Below are 20784 nucleotides of genomic sequence, written 5' to 3' on the forward strand. Positions count from 1 at the left end.
GGTGATACGGCACCGAACATTCGCGGGAAACCCGCGAGAGTTTTGCATGCTGGCAACGGGCCTGCAATTTGTCAAGAGTCCATCCAAATGGCTGGGACCTGCTGTCCGATCGACGGGGCGCCGACGGCGCTCCGCCGGAGGATTCGCGACTGTTGACGCTCGCATCGGATTGCGTTCGCACACTGAACAAATGCCGCAGCCATGGCTGCGGCGCGTCGGCGTGACAGCGGCGCGGGAGGGAGAACCCCCGCCTCACGGTGGGGGTGGATACACCCCGCGATGTGCCGTCCAGGCCCCGTGATCTCACGGCCCGGACCGACCAAGCTCATGTCATCGGCCGGGATGCGGCCGGGGCCACGCATGACGAGGGGATTCACGATGAGCCGCGACATGACCTCCGCCGGGACGGATTCCGGGGCCACGGCCGGAAGCGGGAGCGGAACGGGGAGCGGAACCGGAGCCGGCAGCGGATCCGGAGGCGCCGGCACCGGCGCCGGCAGGCACAGCCGCCGCCGTGTCGTCGCCGCCGCCCTGCTGGCCCCCGCGCTCATCGCCACGGCCGCCCCCGCCGCCACCGCCCTGGACGCCGGGCCCGGCTCCGTACAGCGACAACTGGACCTGCTGGTCGAACAGGACGGGGTGCCCGGCGCACTCGCGTACGTCAACGGGCGGACGTACACGGCCGGGACGGCGGAGATCGGGACGGGCCGGCCGATGGTCGACGCCGACGCGCGCTTCCGACTGGGCAGCGACACCAAGGCGTTCACCGCCACGGCCGTGATGCGGCTGGTCGCCGAAGACAAGGTACGGCTCGACGCACCCGCCGGACGCTATGTCCCGCAGCTGGCGGACAGCCCGGTCACCGTACGGCAGTTGCTGAAGCAGCGGAGCGGACTGCCCGAATACTCCAGCCTGGTCGACTGGAACGGCGGCCCGTACACGGACGAGGACTACCTCGCGCTCGCGCTGGCCAAGGGGCAGGACTTCGCGCCCGACACGGACTGGGCCTACTCCAACACCAACTATCTGGCACTCGGCCTCGTGATCAACAAGGCGTCGGGCCAGGAGTACCGCACATACATCGAGCGCACCGTGCTGCGCCCCCTCGACCTCAGGAACACCTACTGGCCCGCGCCCGGCGAGCTGACCCTGCGCGGCCCGCACGCCCGCAACTACGGCTACCACCCGACCGATCCGGGAGCCGGCGTGGTCGACGTGACCGACCTGCCCGGTCACGAGTTCGGGCCGTCCGGCAGCCTGGTGTCCACCCCGAAGGACCTCAACACCTTCTGGCAGGGCCTCTTCGACGGTCGGCTGCTGCCCGGCTGGGCCGTGCGGCAGATGACGCACGACACGACGGACGTCAGCGGGCGGGACGTCTATCCGCGTGGCAGCCGTTACGGATTCGGGGTCGCGAGCATCCCGCTGAGCTGCGGCGGCGCTTACTGGGGCCACGGCGGGGACCTGCCGGGCAACTCGGTGGGCGGCGGCCACGCCACCACGGGCCGGGGGAACGTGACCGTCTATACGACGACATGGGCGGCGCAGGGTGACCGGCTGGGCCACCTGCAAGGCGCGGTGGACGCGGCGCTGTGCGCGCGGCGTTAGAGCGTGCACGCCCGCACGAGGTGGTCGCGAGGTGGTCAGCCCGCCCATGGGTCGGCGACCGACCAGGTCGTGTCCTCCGTGAACGAGGCGGGGTTATCACAGGCACGCACACCGCCCCGAGTCGCCATCCACACCTCCGAGTTGATGTGCCGCGGATAGCCGCCGCCCATGTTGTACGCCGCCAGCCGTACTCCCCCGGCGGCCGGCAGCGCGCAGAACGTGGCGTCGGCGCGGAAGAGCGCCGAGCCGTCACCCGCCTCCTTGTACAAGCGGAAGTCGCGGTGCCGCAGATACTGGCCGGGGTAGTTGCGCGATTCGAAGGAGTAGCAGCCGCTGCCCGCGAGGCCGGGGACGATCTTCCAGGTGGCGTCGTTCGGCCGGTTCCGCCGGGCTGCGAGGTGGCGCGGCAGGCGTGATGATGGCACTGCCTTCACCGCTCTCACCCCTCTCACTCCTCTCGCACCGAAGCCCAGCCACAAGGAGGACCAGCCATGAGCGTCATCCCCGAAGACCCGGCGGTCGCCGCGTTCGTCTCGGCGATCAACGGCGGGAACCGGGATGCCTTCTTCGCCGTCCTGGCCCCGGACGCCACGATGTCCGACGACGGAAGCGAACGGGATCTCGCGGGCTGGGTGGACAAGGAGATCTTCTCCGCCGACGGCCGGATGGACATCGAGACCACCTCCGACGAGGGCCGCGCCCTGACGGCGACATTCACCAACGCGACGTACGGCACGATGCGGACGCGCTGGGCCTTCACCGTCACCGACGGCCGTATCAGCCGCTTCGAGACGGGCCAGGCGTAGAGATGTCCCCGGCGGACCGATGAGTCCGGACCGGCTCCCGAGTCTCCAGAAGCAGAGGGGGCAGCACTGCCGCCGAACCTGACGAGGAGAGACCGATGCGCCATCCGACGCCCCACACCGCGCTGAGCCGGCTGGACGCTCTCGTGGGCGAGTGGGACATGTGGGCGGCCGGGCACCGAGCGGGGCCGGTCCGGACCGAGTTCAGCTGGCTGGAGGGCGGCACCTTCCTGGTCCAGCGAGCGGACGCGGGGCCCACGACGGCGTTCCCACCGGAGTGGGGGCCGAACGTGCCGTTCCCCACGAGCACGATCACCGGCTACGACGACACGGCCGACGAGTTCACGACGCTGTACGCCGACGGCCGGGGCGTCGCGCGGGTCTACCGTACGAGCCTGGCCGCCGGCGTATGGAAGCAGTGGCGCGCCGCACCCGGCTTCCATCAGCGGTTCACCGCGACCTTCGACGAGAGCGGCGACACGATCCGGGGCGGCTGGGAGCGATCGGAGGACGGCGAGTTCTGGGCGTCCGACTTCGACGTGACGTACGTCCGGGCCGGCGACCGTCCTCAACCGCCGGGCCGGACGGCGTAGGCGAGGGCGTCAGGAACCGAGCGCGTGGCCCGTCGTCGCGTCGACATGGTCCGGAACCTCGTCGTGCCGGTCACCGACCGTCGACGTCCCGGCGGGCTCGAACATCAGGATCGCCGCGCGGGACGGGGCGTACGGCCTGTGCTCCGTACCGCGCGTGACCGTGAACACGGCGCCCCGCGGCAGCACGACCGTGCGTTCGCCGGTGGGCTCGCGCAGGGCGATCCGGAGTTCTCCTTCGAGTACCAGGAAGAACTCGTCGGTGTCCTCGTGGACGTGCCAGACATGCTCGCCCTCGACCTTGGCGACGCGCACGTCGTAGTCGTTGACGCGCGTCACGATACGAGGGCTCCACAGGGCGTCGAAGGAGGACAGCGCCTTGTCGAGGGAGATGGGCCCGCTGGGTTCGTTGCTCATGCGCCCATGCTCGTCCGTTCCGTGCGGACGGTGTGAGTGCTAGGAATTGCATATGACGCAAGAATCCTCGCACGATCGCCCCCACCGGGTCGTGGTGATCGTGGACGAGAACTCGAACCCCTTCGAGCTGGGCTGCGCGACCGAGATCTTCGGCCTGCGCAGGCCCGAGATCGGCCGTGATCTCTACGACTTCCGCCTCTGCTCCCCCGAGCCGAGCACCGTGATGCGGGACGGATTCTTCACGCTCACGGGCGTCGCCGAGCTGGCGGTGGCCGATACGGCGGACACCCTGATCGTCCCCAACCGGCCCGACGTCGAGGTGCCCCGCCGCACGGCCGTCCTCGACGCCGTGCGGCGGGCCCACGCGCGCGGCTCGCGGCTCGTCGGCTTCTGCAGCGGCGCCTTCACCCTCGCCGAGGCCGGGGTGCTCGACGGGCGCCGGGCCACCGCGCACTGGCAGTGGGCGGACTCGTTCCGGGCCCGCTTCCCCTCCGTACAGCTTGAGTCGGACGTGCTGTTCGTCGACGACGGCGACATCCTCACGGCGGCGGGGAGCGCCGCCGCCCTCGACCTCGGGCTGCATCTGGTCCGGCGCGACCACGGCGCGGAGGTCGCCAACTCGGTGAGCCGGCGGCTGGTCTTCGCGGCGCACCGGGACGGCGGACAACGGCAGTTCGTGGAGCGTCCGGTGCCCGACCTGCCGGACGAGTCACTGGCGCCCGTCCTGGCCTGGGCGCAGGAGCGACTGGACTCGCCGCTCACGGTGGCCGACCTCTCGGCACGCGCGTCGGTCAGCCCCGCGACGCTGCACCGCCGCTTCCAGGCGCAACTGGGCACCACTCCGCTGGCGTGGCTCACCGGTGAACGGGTCGCTCTGGCCTGCCGGTTGATCGAACGCGGCGAAGCCCGCTTCGAGCTGGTCGCGCGACGCAGCGGCCTGGGCACCGCCACGAATCTGCGCGCCCTCGTCCGCCGCGAGACGGGCCTGACACCGTCGGCCTACCAACGCCGGTTCGGCCCCGGCCCGGCCTGACGGCGAGGACCCACCACCGGTCAGGGCCGGCCGCGGCGGGCGTGGGGAGGACGCCGGTCTGCTGCCCGCCGACCGCACGCCGTCCGGGTACCGCGTGTACGGCGAGGACGCGGTGGAGCGCCTGGCCTTCATCTCCTCGGCCAAGCTCCTGGGGCTGGCGCTGGAGGAGATCCGCGAGCTCCTCGAAGTCCGTAAGGAAAGGGGTGTGCGGCTCGGTCCGGGCGCGCGGATGCTGCCGCTGGTCGCGGGCCGGATCGCCGAGGCCGACGGCCGCGAGGACATCCCCGACGACGTGCGCCTGACCTTCCCCGCGGGCGCCGAGCTGGCCGGTGAGCTCGCCGCCCGCGCCGCGGCGGAACAGGGCTGCTGCGCGTTCTTCGACTTCACCCTGCACCTGACCCCGACCGCGCCAACTGGACGTGCGGGCACCGGAGTCCGCCGCCGGGATGCTGGCCGACCTCTTCGGAGCAGCACTCGCATGACCACCCCCGGAACGAGCGGAGGTCAACTATGAGGAAAAAGCGGCTGGGTGGCGCGGCTACCGTGGGCGCACGGCGTAGGTCAGGTGCGTCACTCGCGGCGACGACTCCGAACGGACCGGCTCCAGCGCGACCCTGGACGCGTCCACGCCGTCGAACAGGCGGATGCCGGCGCCGAAAAGCACCGGTGACAGCGCGATCGAGAACTCGTCGACCAGGCCGGCGTTCAGGTACTCCAGAATCGTCGCGCCGCCGCCGGCGATGCGGACGTCGCGGTCGCCGGCGGCCTCGCGGGCCTGGTCGAGGGCATGCTCGATGCCGTCGTTGACGAAGTGGAACGTGGTGCCGCCGGGCCGTACCCACGGGTCACGCTCGGTGTGCGTCACCACGAAGACCGGGGTGTGGAAAGGCGCCTCCTCCGGCCACGCCTGCTCGCCGGAGTCGAACATGCGCTTGCCCATGACGCTCGCGCCGGTGCGCTCGAACGTCTCCCGCGCGATGTCGTTGTCGCGGCCCTCCTCGCCGCCCTCACCCAGCTTCAGGTTCTCCCGGAAGAACCGCAGCGGGAAGATCCACTGCTGCAGTTCCATCCACTGCGTCATCCAGCGCTGCCCGTCCGGGTCGTCCTGGTCCTCGGGCGCGACAAAACCGTCCAGCGACATCGACACGCTGAAGAACACCTTCCCGGCCATCAGCCCGCCGCCCCCTTCCGCGCGATGTCGGTGACGTAGGCCGCCAGGCTGCTCAGGGTCTGCCGGCCGCCCTCGATCGCGTGATACTTCTCGACCGCCTCGTCGCGCAGTTCCTTGGTGGGGAACACCGTGCGCATCACGATGCGGGTCGCCGCGCCGTCCGGCTCGAAGGTCAGGACCGACTCGAAGGCGTTCGCGTCGTCGCGGGATTCACCGTGCAGCAGCACGATCCGCTCCGGCGGGACGATCCGCAGCCAGCGGATCCACTCGGAGTAGTCGGTCCCGTCCGGCCCGTGCAGCACGAATTCCCACTCCCCTCCCTCGCGGAACTCGAAGGACCGTGTGGTGGTGGTGAACCCCTCCGGCCCCCACCACCGCGACAGGTGCCGGACCTCGGTGAACGCCTCGAACACCAGCTCCTGCGGGGCGTCGATGATGCGGGAGATCACGATCTCCCGGTCGGCCGTCGCCGGTTCCGCCCGCGTCTCTTTCCTTGCCCCTGCCATCGTCATTCCTCCTGCGGTGTCTGCTTGAGGTCCTGCACGTAGGTGTCCAGCCGGTCGAAACTCTCGTTCCAGAACCGCTCGAATCCGCCGACCCACTCGTGGATCGGCCGCAGCCCGCGGGCGTCCAAGCCGTAGAGGCGCTGCTTGCCCGCCTCGCGGACCCGCACCAGCCCCACCTCCCGGAGCACTCGCAGGTGCTTGGACGCCCGCGGCTGGCTCATCCCCAGCTCCTGGGCCAGGTCGGTCACCGGTCGCTCACCCGCCTGCAGGAGCGCCAGGATGTCCCGGCGCTGCGGCTCGGCTATCGCGTTGAACGCGTCCGACGTCGTCGCTGCTCGTGCCATGACAGCCATCATATTCCTATATCGGAATACGTCAAAGCGGGTCCGCACCCACGACAGACCGAGTACGCGACGAAATCAGCCTTCCGTCGAGTCGGCACCGCCGGCACCGTCGTCGTCGCCGAGCAACTCCGCGACCATCTCCGCGAACTCGTCCGGTGAGGCGATGCGCGTACCGAGCTGTTCCGCCTTCTCCCGCTTGGATCCGGCGTTCTCCCCCGCGACCAGGAGAGAAGTGCGCTTGGAGACGCTGGAGGAGGACTTGCCGCCCGCCCGCTCGATCAGCTCGTTCATCTGGTTGCGTGAAAGCTTCTCCAGCGGTCCCGTCATCGCGCCCGTGACCACCACGGTCATACCGGTCAACGGACCGCCCTCCGCCGGGACTTCGCCGTCCTCGGCGGCGGTCGGGCCGTCGGACGGCGGCGTCGCGCCCGGCTCGGTCATGTTGACCCCCGCGGCGCGCAGCTTCTCGATGAGCTCCGCCAACTCGGCCAGCTCCGCCACGATCGTCGGAGCCTTCTCCGTACCGATCCCGTCGACGCGCCGCATCGCCTCCTCGTTCGCCGCGCACAGCAGGTCCATGGACGCGAAGTGCCGTGCGATCCGGCGGGACATGGAGCGTCCGGTGCCCCGTACGCCGAGCGCGGCAAGCACGCGGGACAGCGGCTGCCCCTTGGCGCGCTCGATCGCGGCCAGGAGATTGTCCGTGCTGGTCTCCCCCATCCTGTCGAGACCGAGGATCTGTTCGCGGGTGAGCGTGAACAGGTCGCCGATGTCGGCGACCAGACCGGAGTCGACGAGCTGGACGACGCGGGTCGCCCCCAGGCCCTCGATGTCGAACTGATCGCGTCCGGCCGCGTACGAGATGGACGCGACGACATGGCAGTTACGGCCCCGCACACAGCGCCAGCGCTGCTCGGACGTGTCGATGTCGGAACCGCACTGCGGGCACACCTCGGGGAAGACGATGGGCGTCTCCTCCCCCGTACGCAGATGTGCGACGGGCGCCTCCACGCGGGGGATGATGTCGCCCGCCTTGTAGACCATCACATGGTCGCCGATGCGCAGGTCACGGCGGGTGATGTCGTTCGGGTTGTGCAGGGTGGCGTAGGTGACGGTCGAGCCGTCTATCTCGACCGGTTCCAGGACGGCGCGGGGCGCGATCGTGCCCGTACGGCCGACGTTCCACTCCACGTCCAGCAGCCGGGTTACCTTCTCTACCGCCGGAAGCTTCCACGCGATCGCCCAGCGCGGCGCGCGGGAGCCCGATCCCGCCGCCAGCTGGTCCGCCGCCGCGTCGGCCTTGATGACGATGCCGTCGATACCGAAGGGCAGCTCCGGGCGGAGCGCCCCGATCTCCTCCACCCGGACGCGCACGGCGTCGGCGTCGGTGACCGTCTTGGGCGGAACCGTGGTGGCGGCCGTCGTGTGCACGCCCAGACCCGCCACGAGCGTGAGCACTTCGCTGTGCGGCAACTCGGTGAGCGAGGCGGCCAGGGCACCGCCGGATCCGGTGAGGGGCAGGGCCGCGTACGCGAAGAACGTCATCTCCACCTGATACGGACGGTCCTTGGCCCGTACGCTCCCGGCCGCCGCGCTGCGCGGATTCGCGAACACGGTCCCGCCGTGGCTCGTACGGAGCGTGTTGGCCCGATCGAACTGCTCGGTGGTCATCAGGACCTCGCCCCGCACTTCGAGCGTGACGGGCTCGGCGAGCCGGTCGGGCAGGCCCACGATCATCCCGATCGCGTGCGAGACGTCCTCACCGGCCAGCCCGTCACCGCGCGTGATCAGCCGGGCCAGCCGCCCGTCCTCGTACCGCGCGGCGACCGCCAGCCCGTCCAGCTTCGGCTCGACGCTCCAGCGCTCCACCGGCCGCCCGATCCGCCGCTCCACGGACGCGGCCCAGGTGGTGAACTCGTCCCCGCCGAAAACGTTGTCCAGGGACAGCATCGGCACGGTGTGCGGCACGTCCCCGACCACCGCGCCGCCCGCGACCTTCCCGCTGGGCGAGTCGGCGGAGATCTCGTCCGGGTGAGCCTCCTCGTAGGCGGCTATGCCCCGCGCCAAGCGGTCGTAGGCGTCGTCGTCGAGGGCGCTCTCGCCCGTCGCGTAATAGGCAGCGGCGGCCTTCGTCGCGGTCTCCACCGCGACGGCGTAGGCGGCTGCGTCGACCGGAACGGCTGCGGGTGTCGTCATGTCCCATATCTTGCCGCCCCCCACTGACAACGCCCCTGACCAGGCCATTTACAAGTGGTGGTAGCCGGATCGGCCACCCGGCAGCGATCCTGGCGACATCCGCCGGTTCAGCGGCGGCCGACAAGACACCCCTAGTGCGCGATGGAGTCGATCAGCTCGCGTGCTCCCTGGCGGAGCAGCGCGACGGCGACCGATGTGCCGAGGGTGGCCGGGTCGAGCGGGCCGGCCCATTCGTGTGCGTTGAGCACCGTCTTTCCGTCCGGGGTGAAGACGCGGGCGCGCAGGGAGAGTCCGCCGCTGCGTTCCGCGTGCGCGTATCCGGCGATCGGGCTGTTGCAGTGGCCCTGGAGGACATGGAGGAACATCCGCTCGGCGGAGGCTTCCTTGTACGTGTCGCGGTCACCGAGCGTGGACACCGCGTCGATGGTGGCGGTGTCCTCCTCCCGGCACTGCAGGGCGAGGATCCCGGCGCCGATGGGCGGGCACATGAGGTCCACCGGCAGGACTTCGGTGATGACGTCGGCGCGCCCGATGCGCTCCAGGCCCGCGACCGCCAGCAGCAGCGCGTCCGCCTCGCCGGCCGCGAGCTTGTCCAGCCGTCGGTTGGCGTTGCCGCGCATCGGTACGCAGATGAGCTGCGGGTGGGAGGCGGCGAGCTGTGCGACACGCCGGACGGAGGACGTACCGACCCGAGTGCCCGCGGGCAGTTCGTCGAGGGTGTGGCCACCGGGGTGGACCAGCGCGTCGCGGATGTCGTCCCGCTTGAGGAAGGCGGCGAAGACCGTCCCGGCGGGCAGCGGCCGGTCGGCGGGCACGTCCTTGACGCAGTGCACCGCGAGGTCGGCCTCCCCGGCGAGGAGTGCGGCGTCGACCTCCTTGGTGAAGGCGCCCTTCCCCTCCACCAGGGAGAGGTCGCCCATCCACTTGTCACCGGTCGTCTTGACCGGGACGACCTCGGTACGGATGCCGGGGTGGAGCGCGGTCAGTTCGGCACGTACACGCTCCACCTGGGCGAGAGCCATCGGCGAGTCGCGGGAGACGATGCGGATCAGTTCAGGGGTGGGCATGGCGTTCACGATAGAGCGTCGGGCGGGCGCTCCCGGAATCCGCCCCGGCGCCCATCTCGCCTGTGCGGAACGCACGTTGGGCGCGTCGAGCAAATGTACGAATCAACCGGCGGCGACACCGGGCGCCGACTTCGCGCGTTGTAAAGGCAACGTAAGCAGATGGCCGAACGGATGACCACGTCCCTTAGAGGCCGCACACGGTGTCGACCGCGTCTACCCGATGACGGCGATTACCCGTACAGGTGAGCTTGGCATCTCCGCGCATGGCGGCACTCCCCGCAAGGAATTATCTCCAAGTTGCCAACGTCACCATGAGTGACCATCCTTGCAGTGGGAGTGCCGTGATGACCGGCGTGGACTCAGTACAGACCTGCCCCTTCCGCCATGACGAGGCCCTGGAGCCCGACCCCTTCATGACGCGGATGCGGATCGAGGCACCCGTCGCCCGTGTACGTATGCCGTACGGCGAGGGCGAGTGCTGGCTGGTTACCCGGTACGAGGACGTGAAGACCGTCACCTCGGACCGCCGCTTCAGCAGAGCCGCCCTGATCGGGCAGGACTTCCCCCGGATCACTCCGGCCCCCATCGCGCAGTCCGAGTCCATCAACCTGATGGACCCGCCCGCGCTCAACAGGGTGCGCAAGCTGATCAACAAGGCCTTCACCACCCCGCAGGTGGAGGCACTGCGCCCGTGGACCCAGCGGGCCGTCGACGGACTGCTGGACACCATGGCCAAGAACGGCGCCCCGGCCGACCTCGCCGACCACCTGGCCGACCGGCTGCCGCTGATGACGATCTGCGAGCTGCTGGACGTACCGGAGGCGGACCGTCCCCAACTGCGGCAGCGCGCCATGGACATGATGTCCATGAACGCCGCCGACCGGAATTCGGCCGTCGAGGCGAAGGCATGGCTGCGCGCCTACTTCTCCGAACTGACGGCGGAGCGGCGGCGCTCGCCCGGCCAGGATCTCATCAGCGGTCTGGCCACCGCGCGCATCGGCGACGAGATGCTCGACGCGGACGAACTCGCCGTGCTGGCCATGCTCCTGGTGATCACCGGGCACGACACCACCACGTACAACATCAGCAACATCGTCTACACCCTGCTGACCCAGCCCGAGCGCGCAGCCGAGCTGCGTGCCCGGCCCGAACTGCTGCCGCAGGCCCTTGAGGAGCTTCTGCGCTACATCCCCTTCCGCCAGGGCGTCGGCATCCCTCGGGTGGCTCTGGAGGACGTCGACTTCGACGGTGTCGTCATCAAGGCGGGCGACACGGTGCATGTGTCGTACTTGACCGCCAACCGAGACGAACTCGCCTACGACCACCCCGACGAGCTCGACTTCCACCGCGAAGACCCCGCCCTGCACATGACCTTCGGGTACGGCAGCCACCACTGCCTGGGCGCCCACCTGGCACGCATGGTGCTCCAGGTCTCCATCGGCACACTGCTCACTCGTTTCCCCGACCTTCGTCTGGCCGTACCGGCGGAGGAGGTGCGGTGGAACACCGTCTCGATCTGGCGATACCCGCTCGCCCTGCCGGTCATCTGGTAAGGAACTAATCATGGCAACTCTGTGCAGGCCCGCCATCGCCGTACCCGAACATGTCATCACCATGGAAGAGACCGTGGAACTGGCACGGTCGCTCCACCCCGATCACCCGCAGCTCGAACTCGCGGTGCGGCTGATCAGCAACACGGGGGTGCGCACCAGACGCCTGGTGCAGCCCATCGAGACGACCCTTCAGCATCCCGGCTTCACCACCCGTAACGCGGTGTACGAGGCGGAGGCGAAGGCGAGGGTACCGGAGGTCGTACGCCGGGCCCTGGCCCACGCCGAACTGACGCCGCGGGACATCGACATGATCGTCTACGTGTCGTGCACGGGCTTCATGATGCCTTCGATGACCGCATGGCTCATCAACACGATGGGCTTCGGTTCGCAGACCCGACAGCTGCCGATCGCGCAGCTGGGCTGCGCGGCCGGCGGTGCGGCCATCAACCGGGCGCACGACTTCTGTTCGGCGTATCCGCAGGCGAACGTGCTGATCGTGGCCTGCGAGTTCTGCTCGCTGTGCTACCAGCCGACGGACCTCGCGGTGGGCAACCTGCTCTCCAACGGTCTCTTCGGGGACGCCGTCGCAGCCGCGGTGGTACGGGGCGAGGGAGGCACCGGCGTACGGCTGGAGCGCAACGGCTCCCATCTCGTGCCCGAGACGGAGGACTGGATCTCCTACGCGGTCCGTGACACCGGGTTCCACTTCATGCTCGACAAGCGGGTGCCCGGCACCATGTCCGTACTCGCGCCCGCCATGCGGGAGATGGCCGAGCCGCACGACTGGGACGTCTCCGGACTGGACTTCTACATTGTGCACGCCGGAGGGCCCAGGATCCTGGACGACCTCGGCCACTATCTCGACCTGCCGGCGGACATGTTCCGCTACAGCAGGGCGACCCTCACCGAGCGCGGCAACATCGCCAGCGCCGTCATCTTCGATGCGCTGGACCGCCTCTTCGAGGACGGCGGAGCGGAGCAGGGCGCACGAGGGGTGATCGCCGGCTTCGGTCCCGGCATCACGGCCGAAATCGCCCTCGGTACCTGGTCGGTGGGCGCAGCGGAGAGCGGCCAGATCGAACGGGAAGTGATCCTCCCGACGCCGGCCCTGTTGGCGTCGTCGGACGCGGTCGGCTGATCTCACGTCAGACCCTCAGGCGCCGGACGGGCCGACGGCCCGTCCGGCGCGCTACTCTTCGCCGCCGATACTGAAGCCCGGCCCTTCCGGGGGCGCGTCCCTGTCGTGCGGCATCAGCTCGATCTCGATGCGGTGCATGCTCTCGTGCGCCGCCGTCCCGCCCGCCTCGGCCGTGACGACGCCGATGTTCAGACCTCCCTTGCCGGTGCCCTCGCGCCGTACCTGCACGGAGAATTCGACATGCACCCGCTCCACCCTGAACTGGAGCCTTTTCTCCTGGCCGTTGCTCTGCGCCTCTTCCAGCTCATCGCGGATCCGGCCGATCACCTCGGCGAGACCGGCTGTCTCCGCACCGTCGTGCCCGCCACGTCCGCGACGTCCGTCACCCGCACCCATCCCAGCCCTCTCGTTACGCAGCGGGGGTCGGTTGTCACACCCCGTGGCTATTGTTGAGCAGTATGAGGGAGCTTGAAGGCACTTCCAACTCCTTGTCGTATGAGGCCCCTTGGCGGGTCCGGCTGGTCAAGGGGGAGAACGGCACCACCCCACCGCTCGGCGCGGGTGTACTGCTGGCGGACGGGCTGGTGCTCACCTGCGCCCATGTGGTGCTGGCCAAGCCCCGTCCCAGGACGGACGGTTCACGGGGAGCCGAGCGGCCCGACGAACCGCCGAGGGCGGTCCAGGCGTTGTACGCGGAATTTCCCGGCACCTACGCGGATCCGCCCGTGCGGTTGCGCGCAGAGGTGCTGATCGACCATCTCAAACCCCTGACCTCGCACTTCAGCGGCGACATCGCCCTGCTGCGACTGGCCTCCGTGCCACCGGTGGAGCCCACCGTGCTGCACCGCCGGATCCCGGCGCGCAACGAGTTGGTGCACTCCGTCGGCTACACGGAAGAGTTGCCCGGAGGCGAGGACGTCAACGCGCGGCTCATGAGCCGCGGCGGCCCCGCGCGGTTCTCCGAATGGGTCCAGCTCGACCGGGACATCGGGTCGCACGCACCACGCCGCGGCTTCAGCGGCAGCGGCGTGGTCCACACCCGCTCGGGCGGGGTCATCGGCATCATGGCGTACCAGTTCGAGAACGTCCGGGACCGGCGCAGTCACACCTACATGATCCCGACCGAGACGATCATGCGGTATCTGTCGTTCCTGCGGACCCGATCGGCCGACCGGCGGAGCGAGTTGGACGTGCGGGCGATCGGTCCCACCGCCCTGTCGCCCACCATCCCGCGCGATCCGCCCCAGAGCCATTCGACCGGCGCCCTCGCTCTGCGCCGTAAGGTGACCCACTGGCTCACCGACGCGGCCCCCGCGACGGGCACGACGGATCCGGTGCCCGGGTCGGACGCGGCGTCCGGCAGGCACGCGGCCACGGAGCCGGTGGAGCTGGTATTCGCCCGCGACGGCCGCCACGACGACATCTCGGCGATCTACGCCACGCTCAACCTCGCCGACCGCGAACGCAATCCGCGGCGGGCGGACTCGGGCGACGGCACCGAACCGCCGGTCGGCTCCATCGACATGGCCGTGGACGCGACACGCCAGACGGCCGGACAGCTCATCGCGTTCGCCGCCGAGCGGATCGGCGTGGTGGATCCCTCCGGACGTACCGGACCGGCCGGGCACGAGGGATCCGACGAGCACGACGGCGTCCTTGCGCGGATCGCCGGGGACAGTCCGCCGATCTCCGCCGCGTTCCTCTCTGTCGACAGAGCGGCCCCGACCGGCGAGGCGGCCCTGCCGCTGCTCAGGGCCTTACGGGCGGGCAGGCTGACCAGATTGCTGCTCGTCTTCCGCGACCCGGCGTCCCCGCTCCTCGACCGCGTGGTGGACACGCTGCTCGACGACGCGTGGGACGAGCGGCGCACGAAGGCCATAGGAGCGCGACTCACCGTGCTCGCCGAGCTGGAGAAAAGGTTCCGTCGGCTCTACGCGCACTCCGACGACCGGGCCGGCACCGAGGCGCCGCGACGGCAGCACGATGAACTCTTCGCGCGGCTGTGCGAGTTACGCACCGACAGCGGGACCCCGCTCAAGAACGGCGCCCTCGCGTACGACCTGTTCCAGCTCGACATCGCCGTCGAGGAAGCGATCCGGAGGAATCGCTCGGCCGTACAACGCCTCGACCGGCCCAACTCACCGGGTGAGTACGTCGTGGACCAGCCCGGTGACGGCCTCACCGATCTGCCGCACATCACCGTCAAGGATCCCGACGCGTTCGTGGAGCCGGAGCCGCGGCCACCCACGGAGCAGGAGTCCGGTCTCGTACGCGGCCAGGAACTGCACCAGCAGTACAAGGTCGTCGGACTGCTCGGCGAGGGGAGCTACGGCCAGGTGTATCTGGCCCGCGACCAGATGCTGGAGCACCGCGCGGTGGCCCTGAAGGGCGTACGGGATCCCGCCGACCAGATCGACCGGCAGATCTCCCGGCTCGAACTGCTCCGGCTGGTCAGCCTCAACCATCCGTCGATCATCAAGGTGTTCAACTACGCCCGGCATCCCGGCCACCCCGATCAGCCCGAACACCCGGCGAACAAGGCCCGGTTCATCGTGATGGAGTTCGCCGACGGGGCTCCGCTGCGGTGGGTCGCCGAGCAGATCGAGCAGAACGCGGCACCGTTCGACGGCTACCGGGTCCATGAGTTCATCGCCATCTACGGACTGGGAATCCTGGACGCGCTCAGATATCTGCACGAGGACGAGGGCTTCGTCTACGGCGACCTGTCCCTCACCAACGTCATGCACTGCGGCAACGGCATCAAACTCATCGACGTCGCGGGCGTCCGGAGGATCGGCCACGCGGGTCCGGTCACCTTTCCGGCCCCCGAGATCGGCGCTTCCACCAAGGTGACGGTCGCCGCCGATCTGTACGCGGTCGGAGCCGTCCTCCGGGAGCTCCTCAACCGGGTTCCCGCGCCCCCCGTCGACCTCGGCACGACCTCACTCCAGCGCGTCCTTCTCCGGGCGTCCGCACCGCGCCCGGAGGACCGCTTCGCCGACGCGCGAGAGATGTCCGTCCAGCTCCGCGGTGTGCTGCGCGAGTTGCGTTCACTGCGGCGCGACGAGGAGACGTTCGAGCCGTCACCGCTCTTCTCGGTCGCGCCCGCCGCGCTCGACGGCGAACTCGGCAAGGCGCCGCCGCTCGAACAGTGGCGGGACGGCGGCACCGACAAACGCCCCCTGACCAAACGGCCGCCGGAACCGGCCGAGGTGGCCGTGGGCCTGCCCATACCCAAGGTGAGTGACCAGGACCCGAACTGGAAGAAGCTCCAGCGCACCTCGTACGACGACCCGGCCGGTCTGCTCCAGCTCAGCGCCGACTGGCAACTCTCCCCCGAACTGGCACTCCTGCGCTGCCGACTCCATCTCCAGGTGGGCCGCTACCAGCCGACCGACGCGGGCAGGCATCTGGCGTCGGCCAACGCCGAGTTGAGGCGGGCCGAGGCAGCCGTCGGCACCCTGGCCGACTACGACTGGCGACTGCGCTGGCACCAGGGCCTGCTCCATCTCGCGGGAAACGACATGGAGTCGGCACTGCGGTCCTTCGACGAGGTCTACGCGGCGATCCCCGGCGAGTACGCGCCCAAGCTCGCCCTCGGCTACTGCCACGAGGTCCTGGGCCAAACACAGGACGCGATGGTCTTCTACAGCGCGGTGTGGAAGCGCAACCACGCGCTCGGCAGCGCCGCCTTCGGCCTCGCCCGGATCCATCTCGCCGACGGCGACACCCGGCTCGCCCTCGACCGGCTCGAAGCGGTCCCCGCCGACTCTCGGCACCGCACCGCCGCCCGCACAGGCATGATGCGCATCCACGCGGACCTGCCGGCCGACGGTGGTCCGCCGACCGTGGCCGCCGCCAAGAGGGCGTGCGAAGCGCTGCACCGGCTCGCCAGATACGAGGGACTGACGGACCGTCAGGCCGAGGACCGCCTGCGCACCGACCTGTTGGAGCTGCTGCTCAGGCTGGTGACCACTCCCCCTGTACCGGATCCGCTGCGCGCGCTCCGCGAAGCGCTGGACCAGGAGATAGCGATGCCTCCCACCGAACACGACCTGCGGAAACAACTGGGTACCGGCTACGAGCGGCTTTCCGAGCAGGTGCCGCGCACCACCAAGCCTGAGCACACCGAGCTGGAGAGGGCTCTGCTGGACAACGCGTACCGCACCCGTCCGGTCGCGTTCGGCCACAGCAGGGGCGAGCAACGGCAGGGCCGGCTGCGTGGCTGGCGGCCCGGCAGGTTGCGCGGCCGGGCGACGGACCCGCCGCCGCCGGCGGACACCGCCACCGGGGAGCGGTGATGGGCCGCGACCGGTCCACCGCGCCGTCGTCACCCCGGTCCCCCCTCACTGCCGTACGGTCGGCCGCGCTCGCCGCGTGGCTCTCGGTGGTGCGGCCTCTGTGGCACCGGGCCTCCGGCCGCATGCCCCACACGGACAAGCGGCGGCACACCGCCCAGTTCCTCTTCAGCCGCATGCTGCTGCTGCCGACGCTCGCCCTGACCGTGTTGGCCCTGGCCGGGACGGCGTACCTCGACCTCCACGACCGTACGCAGCAGCTGCGCGAGCGCTACGCCCCGGCCATGGTCGAACTCGCCCAGGCCAGAACGTCGTTGGCCCTCGCGCACACCGAAGCCGAGCTGCGTCTCGGCGACAACGGCAAGGATCCCCTGCTCCAGACGGATCTCGTCGGGCTCGGCGAAAGGTATCCGTCCCTGCTGACGGAGGCGGCGCAGAGCCTCAACAACGCGGCCCAGACCGAGGCGCTGCGCACCGCCCAGGAGCAGGAGGTCCGGGTGGTGTCCGGGCTGGTGGTGGCCTACGACGACTGGATCGGCTGGGCCGACAGCCACCAGGAGAGCCCACCGCTGCGGGCGGCGGGGCTGAACTATGCGTCCAGCCTGCTGGGCGATGCCGGCAAAGGCGCCGACCCCACAACCGTACTCCGCCGCATCAGCACGCTCGAAGAGGAGTTGAAGGCGGACGCGTCGGAGCTTTCGGGCTGGAGCGCGCTGTCCGTCGTGACGGCGTCCGGCGCCCTGCTGGCCCTGCTGGTCATCGTATTCGCCGTCGTCGGCACGCTGGATTTCATCCAGGCACAGCTGCGTGTACGCAGCCTGGCGCTGGCGCTGTACGCACTGCCGGTCCTGCTGGTCCTCGGCGTACTGGTGCTGGGCGCCTTCGATCAGCAGCGTGCGCAGCGGGAAGTGCGACAGGCGGGCGTCAAGTTGGCCTCGGTGCCCGCCACGGTGCACGCCGATCCGATGATCGAGGATCTGGACAAGCAGCTGGCTGTCGACCTGCGCGGTACTCATCCGGGCGGATGGGCGCTGGCCGCCGAACTCTCCCTGGCGCTCGGCGCGGCGGGCGCGGTGGCGTCCGGTTTCACGGTCTTCCACTACGGCCGCAGACACTTGCAGATCCTCTGGAGGACGCCATGAGGGCTCCGTACAGTCACTTCCGCGCGGTACTGGCCGGCGCCCTGCTCGCCGGGGCGGCCCTGGTGTCTGCCGGGTGCGCTGCCGAGGAGGAGCAGACGCTGGTGGTCCTGGGTCCGTGGACGGACGGCGAGGAGGATCCGTTCGAGGCGACGCTCAGGGAGTTGAGCAAGCAGACGGGCCGACACTACGTGTACGAGGGCACGCGCTCGCTGCGCGAGACGCTGGTCGCGCAGCTGCGGGCGGACGCCCCACCCGACGTGGCGATCCTCAACGCCCCCGGTGACCTGGCCGAGTACGCGCTCGACGGGGACGCGCAGCCGCTGCCCCCTGATGTGCAGAGCAAGGCCATCGGGCCGTGGGCGCCGCCCATCACCGTCACGGACAGCGACGGGAACACGGACAAGAACGCGTACTGGGTTCCCGTGCGGGTGGACCTGAAGTCCATCGTCTGGAGCAAGGCGGGCGAGGAGGCGGCCGGCGACGACGAGGCGGTGTGGTGCCTGGGCATGGCGTCGGGCCCGACGTCGGGATGGCCGGGCACGGACTGGATCGAGGACCTGCTGCTGCAGCGGCACGGCTACGAGGTGTACGAGAAATGGGCCACCGGCAAGCAGCCGTGGGACAAGGGGCCTGTGAAGGAGGCCTGGCAGGACTGGGCCACGGTGCTCGCCACCGACGACGCGGACACCCGGCCGGACCCGCTCACCAAACACTTCGAGAATCTGGGCGCGAAAACGTACGGGCTGCTGAACGGGAAGGACTGCACCCGCGAGCACCAAGGTTCGTTCATCCGCCGCCACTACGGTCCCGACGTGAAACCTGCTCCGACCTCCGACTTCGTCGAGGGGCTGTCGGCGGACCGGAAGATGTTCGAAGTCTCGGGCGACATGGCTGCGGTGTTCAAGCCGAGCCCGGCGGCGTGGGACCTGCTGCTCAAACTCGCCTCACCGCGGGCGCAGGCCGACTGGATCGCAGCGGCGGATCCGCAGGAACGGCCGTTCTTCCCGTCCGATGCGGCGGGCACGGCGAGAAGGGGCGTGTCCGCTCCGACCGGAAGTTCGGCAGCGGTGCTGGGGCTGTTCAGCGGAGCGGATCAGATCTGCCTCGACGCGTCCGACGCCATGCCGCCGACACTGCGGGGTGCCTTCCAGCGGGCCGTACTGGAATTCCTGCAGAAGCCGCAGGACACCGCGGAGCTCGACGGTCTGCTGGGCCAACTGGAGAAGGAGCGGCAGTTGCAGCGGAACGCGAAGGCGTTCGTCCTTGACGACCTGTGCGAGGAGCCGCCGGGCTGAAACACAGAAGGCAAGGAGCGCACTCGCTCCCTGCCACTCTTAACCTATAGCGCACCGGGGGCCTTGCGGCAAGCCCCCCGTGGTGCCGCAGAATCGTCGGCCGAAGCCAGAACATACGGGAATCAGAGATTCACGAACCATCTGCGCTTCTGTGCGCCATCGACGATATCTGGGGGATTTGTGTGTGACGTCATCATTGTCGGCTGCGGACCGACCGGTCTGATGCTGGCCGCCGAGCTGCGGCTGCACGGCGTACACGTACGCGTGCTGGAGAAGGAGGCGGAGCCGACCAGGGTGGTCCGGGCGCTTGGCCTGCACGCACGCAGCATCGAGGTGATGGACCAGCGCGGTCTGCTGGAGCGGTTCCTCGCGTTGGGCAAGCGGTATCCGCTCGGTGGTTTCTTCGCCGGCATCCGCAAGCCGGCGCCGGGCCGGCTGGACACCTCGCATCCGTATGTCCTCGGCATCCCGCAGCCGGTCACCGAGCGGCTGCTGAACGAGCACGCCACGGAGCTGGGCGCCGAGATCCGGCGGGGCCACGAGACGGTCGGGCTGAGCCAGAACGACGACGGGGTGAGTGTCGAGCTGGCCGACGGTACGCGGCTCCGCTCGCGCTACCTCGTCGGTTGCGACGGCGGTCGCAGCACGGTGCGCAAGCTGCTGGGCGTCGGCTTCCCCGGTGAGCCCAGCAGGATCGACACGCTGCTGGGCGAAATGGAGGTGACCGCGTCGCAGGAGACGATGACCGCCGTGATGGCCGAAGTCCACAAGACGCAGCTGCGGTTCGGCGCGATGCCCCTCGGGGAGGGGGTGTACCGGGTCCTCACTCCCGCCGCCGAGGTGGCCGAAGACCGCTCGGCCCCGCCGACCCTGGAGGAGTTCAAGCAGGAGATGCGGGCGACCGCCGGAACCGACTTCGGCGTGCACTCACCGCGCTGGCTGTCCCGCTTCGGCGACGCCACCCGGCAGGCCGTGCGCTATCGGACCGGCCGCGTGCTGCTGGCCGGCGACGCGGCGCACATCCACCCGCCGACGGGCGGGCAGGGTCTCAACCTCGGTATCCAGGACGCGTTCAACCTCGGCTGGAAACTGGCCGCCGAGATCAACGGCTGGGCACCGGAGGGGCTGTTGGACAGTTACGCCACCGAGCGGCACCCGGTGGCCGCCGACGTGCTGAACAACACCCGCGCGCAGATGGAGCTGATGTCCACCGAGCCGGGTCCGCAGGCCGCGCGAAGGCTGGTGTCGGAACTGATGGACTTCGAGGAGGTGAACCGGTACCTGACCGAGAAGATCATCGCGATCAGCGTCCGCTACGACTTCGGTGAGGGCCACGCACTGCTCGGCCGGCGGCTGCGGGACGTGGAGCTGAAGCGCGGGCGCCTCTACGGGCTGCTGCACGCCGGTCGCGGGCTGCTGCTCGACCAGACCGGCCGGCTGTCGGTGGCGGGCTGGGCGGACCGGGTCGACCATGTCGTCGATGTCAGCGAGGAACTGGACGTGCCCGCGGTGCTGTTGCGGCCGGACGGCCACGTGGCGTGGGTCGGCGAGGACCAGACGGATCTGGTCGGCCGGCTGCCCAGATGGTTCGGCGCCGCGACGGGCTGAGCGCGCGTCGGGCGC

At 70.0% G+C, this 20784-nt stretch carries 18 protein-coding genes and 1 pseudogene; 11 read left to right on the top strand and 8 right to left on the bottom strand.

Annotated features, from left to right (window positions below):
• Positions 1-378: 378 nt before the first annotated feature.
• Entirely contained in the window at positions 379-1608 is a 1230-nt protein-coding gene (locus ACIBLA_RS27535) for a serine hydrolase domain-containing protein (protein ID WP_399200179.1), read from the top strand.
• 35 nt (positions 1609-1643) lie between these two features.
• Here the strand turns inward: ACIBLA_RS27535 and ACIBLA_RS27540 are convergent.
• A pseudogene (locus tag ACIBLA_RS27540) lies at positions 1644-1982 on the bottom strand (AbfB domain-containing protein); the annotation flags it as partial.
• Positions 1983-2099: 117 nt separating this feature from the next.
• On the opposite strand from ACIBLA_RS27540, the gene ACIBLA_RS27545 reads away from it, so the two are divergent.
• On the top strand, positions 2100-2414 hold the full coding sequence (locus tag ACIBLA_RS27545) for a nuclear transport factor 2 family protein (RefSeq protein ID WP_363246130.1): 315 nt from the start codon (positions 2100-2102) through the stop codon (positions 2412-2414).
• 95 nt (positions 2415-2509) lie between these two features.
• Complete coding sequence (locus tag ACIBLA_RS27550) at positions 2510-3004, top strand: hypothetical protein (protein ID WP_363246129.1); 495 nt, start codon at positions 2510-2512, stop codon at positions 3002-3004.
• A 9-nt stretch (positions 3005-3013) separates the two neighbouring features.
• On the opposite strand, the gene ACIBLA_RS27555 is transcribed toward ACIBLA_RS27550, so the two are convergent.
• The gene (locus ACIBLA_RS27555; protein WP_363246128.1) at positions 3014-3418 is read right to left on the bottom strand and encodes a cupin domain-containing protein; all 405 of its coding nucleotides are present in this window, start codon (positions 3416-3418) and stop codon (positions 3014-3016) included.
• A gap of 52 nt (positions 3419-3470) precedes the next feature.
• Here ACIBLA_RS27555 and ACIBLA_RS27560 point away from each other — a divergent pair, with 52 nt between their 5' ends.
• Both ACIBLA_RS27560 and ACIBLA_RS27565 read left to right on the top strand, forming a co-directional pair.
• Positions 3471-4451 carry a helix-turn-helix domain-containing protein gene (locus tag ACIBLA_RS27560; RefSeq protein WP_363246127.1) on the top strand — a complete coding sequence of 327 codons (981 nt, stop codon included), beginning with the start codon at positions 3471-3473 and terminating at the stop codon, positions 4449-4451.
• Positions 4452-4545: 94 nt separating this feature from the next.
• Positions 4546-4965, top strand: a complete 420-nt coding sequence (locus ACIBLA_RS27565) for a MerR family DNA-binding protein (protein ID WP_363246126.1) — start codon at positions 4546-4548, stop codon at positions 4963-4965.
• A gap of 24 nt (positions 4966-4989) precedes the next feature.
• Here the strand turns inward: ACIBLA_RS27565 and ACIBLA_RS27570 are convergent, their stop codons facing one another.
• The 5 genes from ACIBLA_RS27570 to hemC form a co-directional block, all read right to left on the bottom strand.
• Positions 4990-5622, bottom strand: a complete 633-nt coding sequence (locus tag ACIBLA_RS27570) for a dihydrofolate reductase family protein (RefSeq protein WP_363246125.1) — start codon at positions 5620-5622, stop codon at positions 4990-4992.
• Positions 5622-6128 carry an SRPBCC family protein gene (locus tag ACIBLA_RS27575; protein ID WP_399200180.1) on the bottom strand — a complete coding sequence of 169 codons (507 nt, stop codon included), beginning with the start codon at positions 6126-6128 and terminating at the stop codon, positions 5622-5624. Before ACIBLA_RS27575 ends, ACIBLA_RS27570 begins: the two co-directional genes overlap by 1 nt.
• Before the next feature lie 2 nt (positions 6129-6130).
• Positions 6131-6472: an ArsR/SmtB family transcription factor gene (locus tag ACIBLA_RS27580; protein ID WP_399200181.1), complete on the bottom strand. Its 342-nt coding sequence runs from the start codon at positions 6470-6472 to the stop codon at positions 6131-6133.
• 75 nt (positions 6473-6547) lie between these two features.
• On the bottom strand, positions 6548-8668 hold the full coding sequence (gene ligA / locus ACIBLA_RS27585; RefSeq protein WP_399200182.1) for an NAD-dependent DNA ligase LigA: 2121 nt from the start codon (positions 8666-8668) through the stop codon (positions 6548-6550).
• A 131-nt stretch (positions 8669-8799) separates the two neighbouring features.
• A complete protein-coding gene (hemC, locus tag ACIBLA_RS27590; protein WP_399200183.1) occupies positions 8800-9735 on the bottom strand; it encodes a hydroxymethylbilane synthase in 936 nt (311 codons plus the stop codon).
• A gap of 344 nt (positions 9736-10079) precedes the next feature.
• On the opposite strand from hemC, the gene ACIBLA_RS27595 reads away from it, so the two are divergent.
• The gene (locus ACIBLA_RS27595; RefSeq protein WP_363246120.1) at positions 10080-11288 is read left to right on the top strand and encodes a cytochrome P450; all 1209 of its coding nucleotides are present in this window, start codon (positions 10080-10082) and stop codon (positions 11286-11288) included.
• Between the two features lie 10 nt (positions 11289-11298).
• Positions 11299-12426 (top strand): type III polyketide synthase, encoded by a 1128-nt coding sequence (locus ACIBLA_RS27600; protein ID WP_399200184.1) that lies wholly within the window; start codon positions 11299-11301, stop codon positions 12424-12426.
• 51 nt (positions 12427-12477) lie between these two features.
• Here the strand turns inward: ACIBLA_RS27600 and ACIBLA_RS27605 are convergent, their stop codons facing one another.
• A complete protein-coding gene (locus ACIBLA_RS27605; protein ID WP_363246118.1) occupies positions 12478-12822 on the bottom strand; it encodes a trypco2 family protein in 345 nt (114 codons plus the stop codon).
• Between the two features lie 62 nt (positions 12823-12884).
• Here ACIBLA_RS27605 and ACIBLA_RS27610 point away from each other — a divergent pair, with 62 nt between their 5' ends.
• From ACIBLA_RS27610 to rox, 4 genes are all read left to right on the top strand, one after another.
• Positions 12885-16727: a tetratricopeptide repeat protein gene (locus ACIBLA_RS27610; RefSeq protein ID WP_399200185.1), complete on the top strand. Its 3843-nt coding sequence runs from the start codon at positions 12885-12887 to the stop codon at positions 16725-16727.
• A complete protein-coding gene (locus ACIBLA_RS27615) occupies positions 16727-17866 on the top strand; it encodes a hypothetical protein (protein ID WP_399200186.1) in 1140 nt (379 codons plus the stop codon). Before ACIBLA_RS27610 ends, ACIBLA_RS27615 begins: the two co-directional genes overlap by 1 nt.
• A complete protein-coding gene (locus tag ACIBLA_RS27620) occupies positions 17863-19161 on the top strand; it encodes an extracellular solute-binding protein (RefSeq protein WP_399200187.1) in 1299 nt (432 codons plus the stop codon). Before ACIBLA_RS27615 ends, ACIBLA_RS27620 begins: the two co-directional genes overlap by 4 nt.
• Before the next feature lie 180 nt (positions 19162-19341).
• Positions 19342-20769, top strand: coding sequence for a rifampin monooxygenase (rox, locus tag ACIBLA_RS27625; RefSeq protein WP_399200188.1), 1428 nt, complete (start codon positions 19342-19344; stop codon positions 20767-20769).
• Positions 20770-20784: the final 15 nt, after the last annotated feature.

Origin of the sequence: Streptomyces sp. NPDC050433, assembly GCF_044458565.1 — a bacterium.
In the GTDB taxonomy this organism is placed as follows: domain Bacteria; phylum Actinomycetota; class Actinomycetes; order Streptomycetales; family Streptomycetaceae; genus Streptomyces.

Excerpts from the sequence above, each read along its gene's own strand:
- ACIBLA_RS27535 (WP_399200179.1), top strand. The coding sequence starts at position 379 with ATGAGCCGCGACATGACCTCCGCCGGGACGGATTCCGGGGCCACGGCC.
- ACIBLA_RS27545 (WP_363246130.1), top strand. The coding sequence starts at position 2,100 with ATGAGCGTCATCCCCGAAGACCCGGCGGTCGCCGCGTTCGTCTCGGCG.
- ACIBLA_RS27550 (WP_363246129.1), top strand. The coding sequence starts at position 2,510 with ATGCGCCATCCGACGCCCCACACCGCGCTGAGCCGGCTGGACGCTCTC.
- ACIBLA_RS27555 (WP_363246128.1), bottom strand. The coding sequence starts at position 3,418 with ATGAGCAACGAACCCAGCGGGCCCATCTCCCTCGACAAGGCGCTGTCC.
- ACIBLA_RS27560 (WP_363246127.1), top strand. The coding sequence starts at position 3,471 with ATGACGCAAGAATCCTCGCACGATCGCCCCCACCGGGTCGTGGTGATC.
- ACIBLA_RS27570 (WP_363246125.1), bottom strand. The coding sequence starts at position 5,622 with ATGGCCGGGAAGGTGTTCTTCAGCGTGTCGATGTCGCTGGACGGTTTT.
- ACIBLA_RS27575 (WP_399200180.1), bottom strand. The coding sequence starts at position 6,128 with ATGGCAGGGGCAAGGAAAGAGACGCGGGCGGAACCGGCGACGGCCGAC.
- ACIBLA_RS27580 (WP_399200181.1), bottom strand. The coding sequence starts at position 6,472 with ATGGCACGAGCAGCGACGACGTCGGACGCGTTCAACGCGATAGCCGAG.
- ligA (WP_399200182.1), bottom strand. The coding sequence starts at position 8,668 with ATGACGACACCCGCAGCCGTTCCGGTCGACGCAGCCGCCTACGCCGTC.
- hemC (WP_399200183.1), bottom strand. The coding sequence starts at position 9,735 with ATGCCCACCCCTGAACTGATCCGCATCGTCTCCCGCGACTCGCCGATG.
- ACIBLA_RS27595 (WP_363246120.1), top strand. The coding sequence starts at position 10,080 with ATGACCGGCGTGGACTCAGTACAGACCTGCCCCTTCCGCCATGACGAG.
- ACIBLA_RS27600 (WP_399200184.1), top strand. The coding sequence starts at position 11,299 with ATGGCAACTCTGTGCAGGCCCGCCATCGCCGTACCCGAACATGTCATC.
- ACIBLA_RS27605 (WP_363246118.1), bottom strand. The coding sequence starts at position 12,822 with ATGGGTGCGGGTGACGGACGTCGCGGACGTGGCGGGCACGACGGTGCG.
- ACIBLA_RS27610 (WP_399200185.1), top strand. The coding sequence starts at position 12,885 with ATGAGGGAGCTTGAAGGCACTTCCAACTCCTTGTCGTATGAGGCCCCT.
- ACIBLA_RS27615 (WP_399200186.1), top strand. The coding sequence starts at position 16,727 with ATGGGCCGCGACCGGTCCACCGCGCCGTCGTCACCCCGGTCCCCCCTC.
- ACIBLA_RS27620 (WP_399200187.1), top strand. The coding sequence starts at position 17,863 with ATGAGGGCTCCGTACAGTCACTTCCGCGCGGTACTGGCCGGCGCCCTG.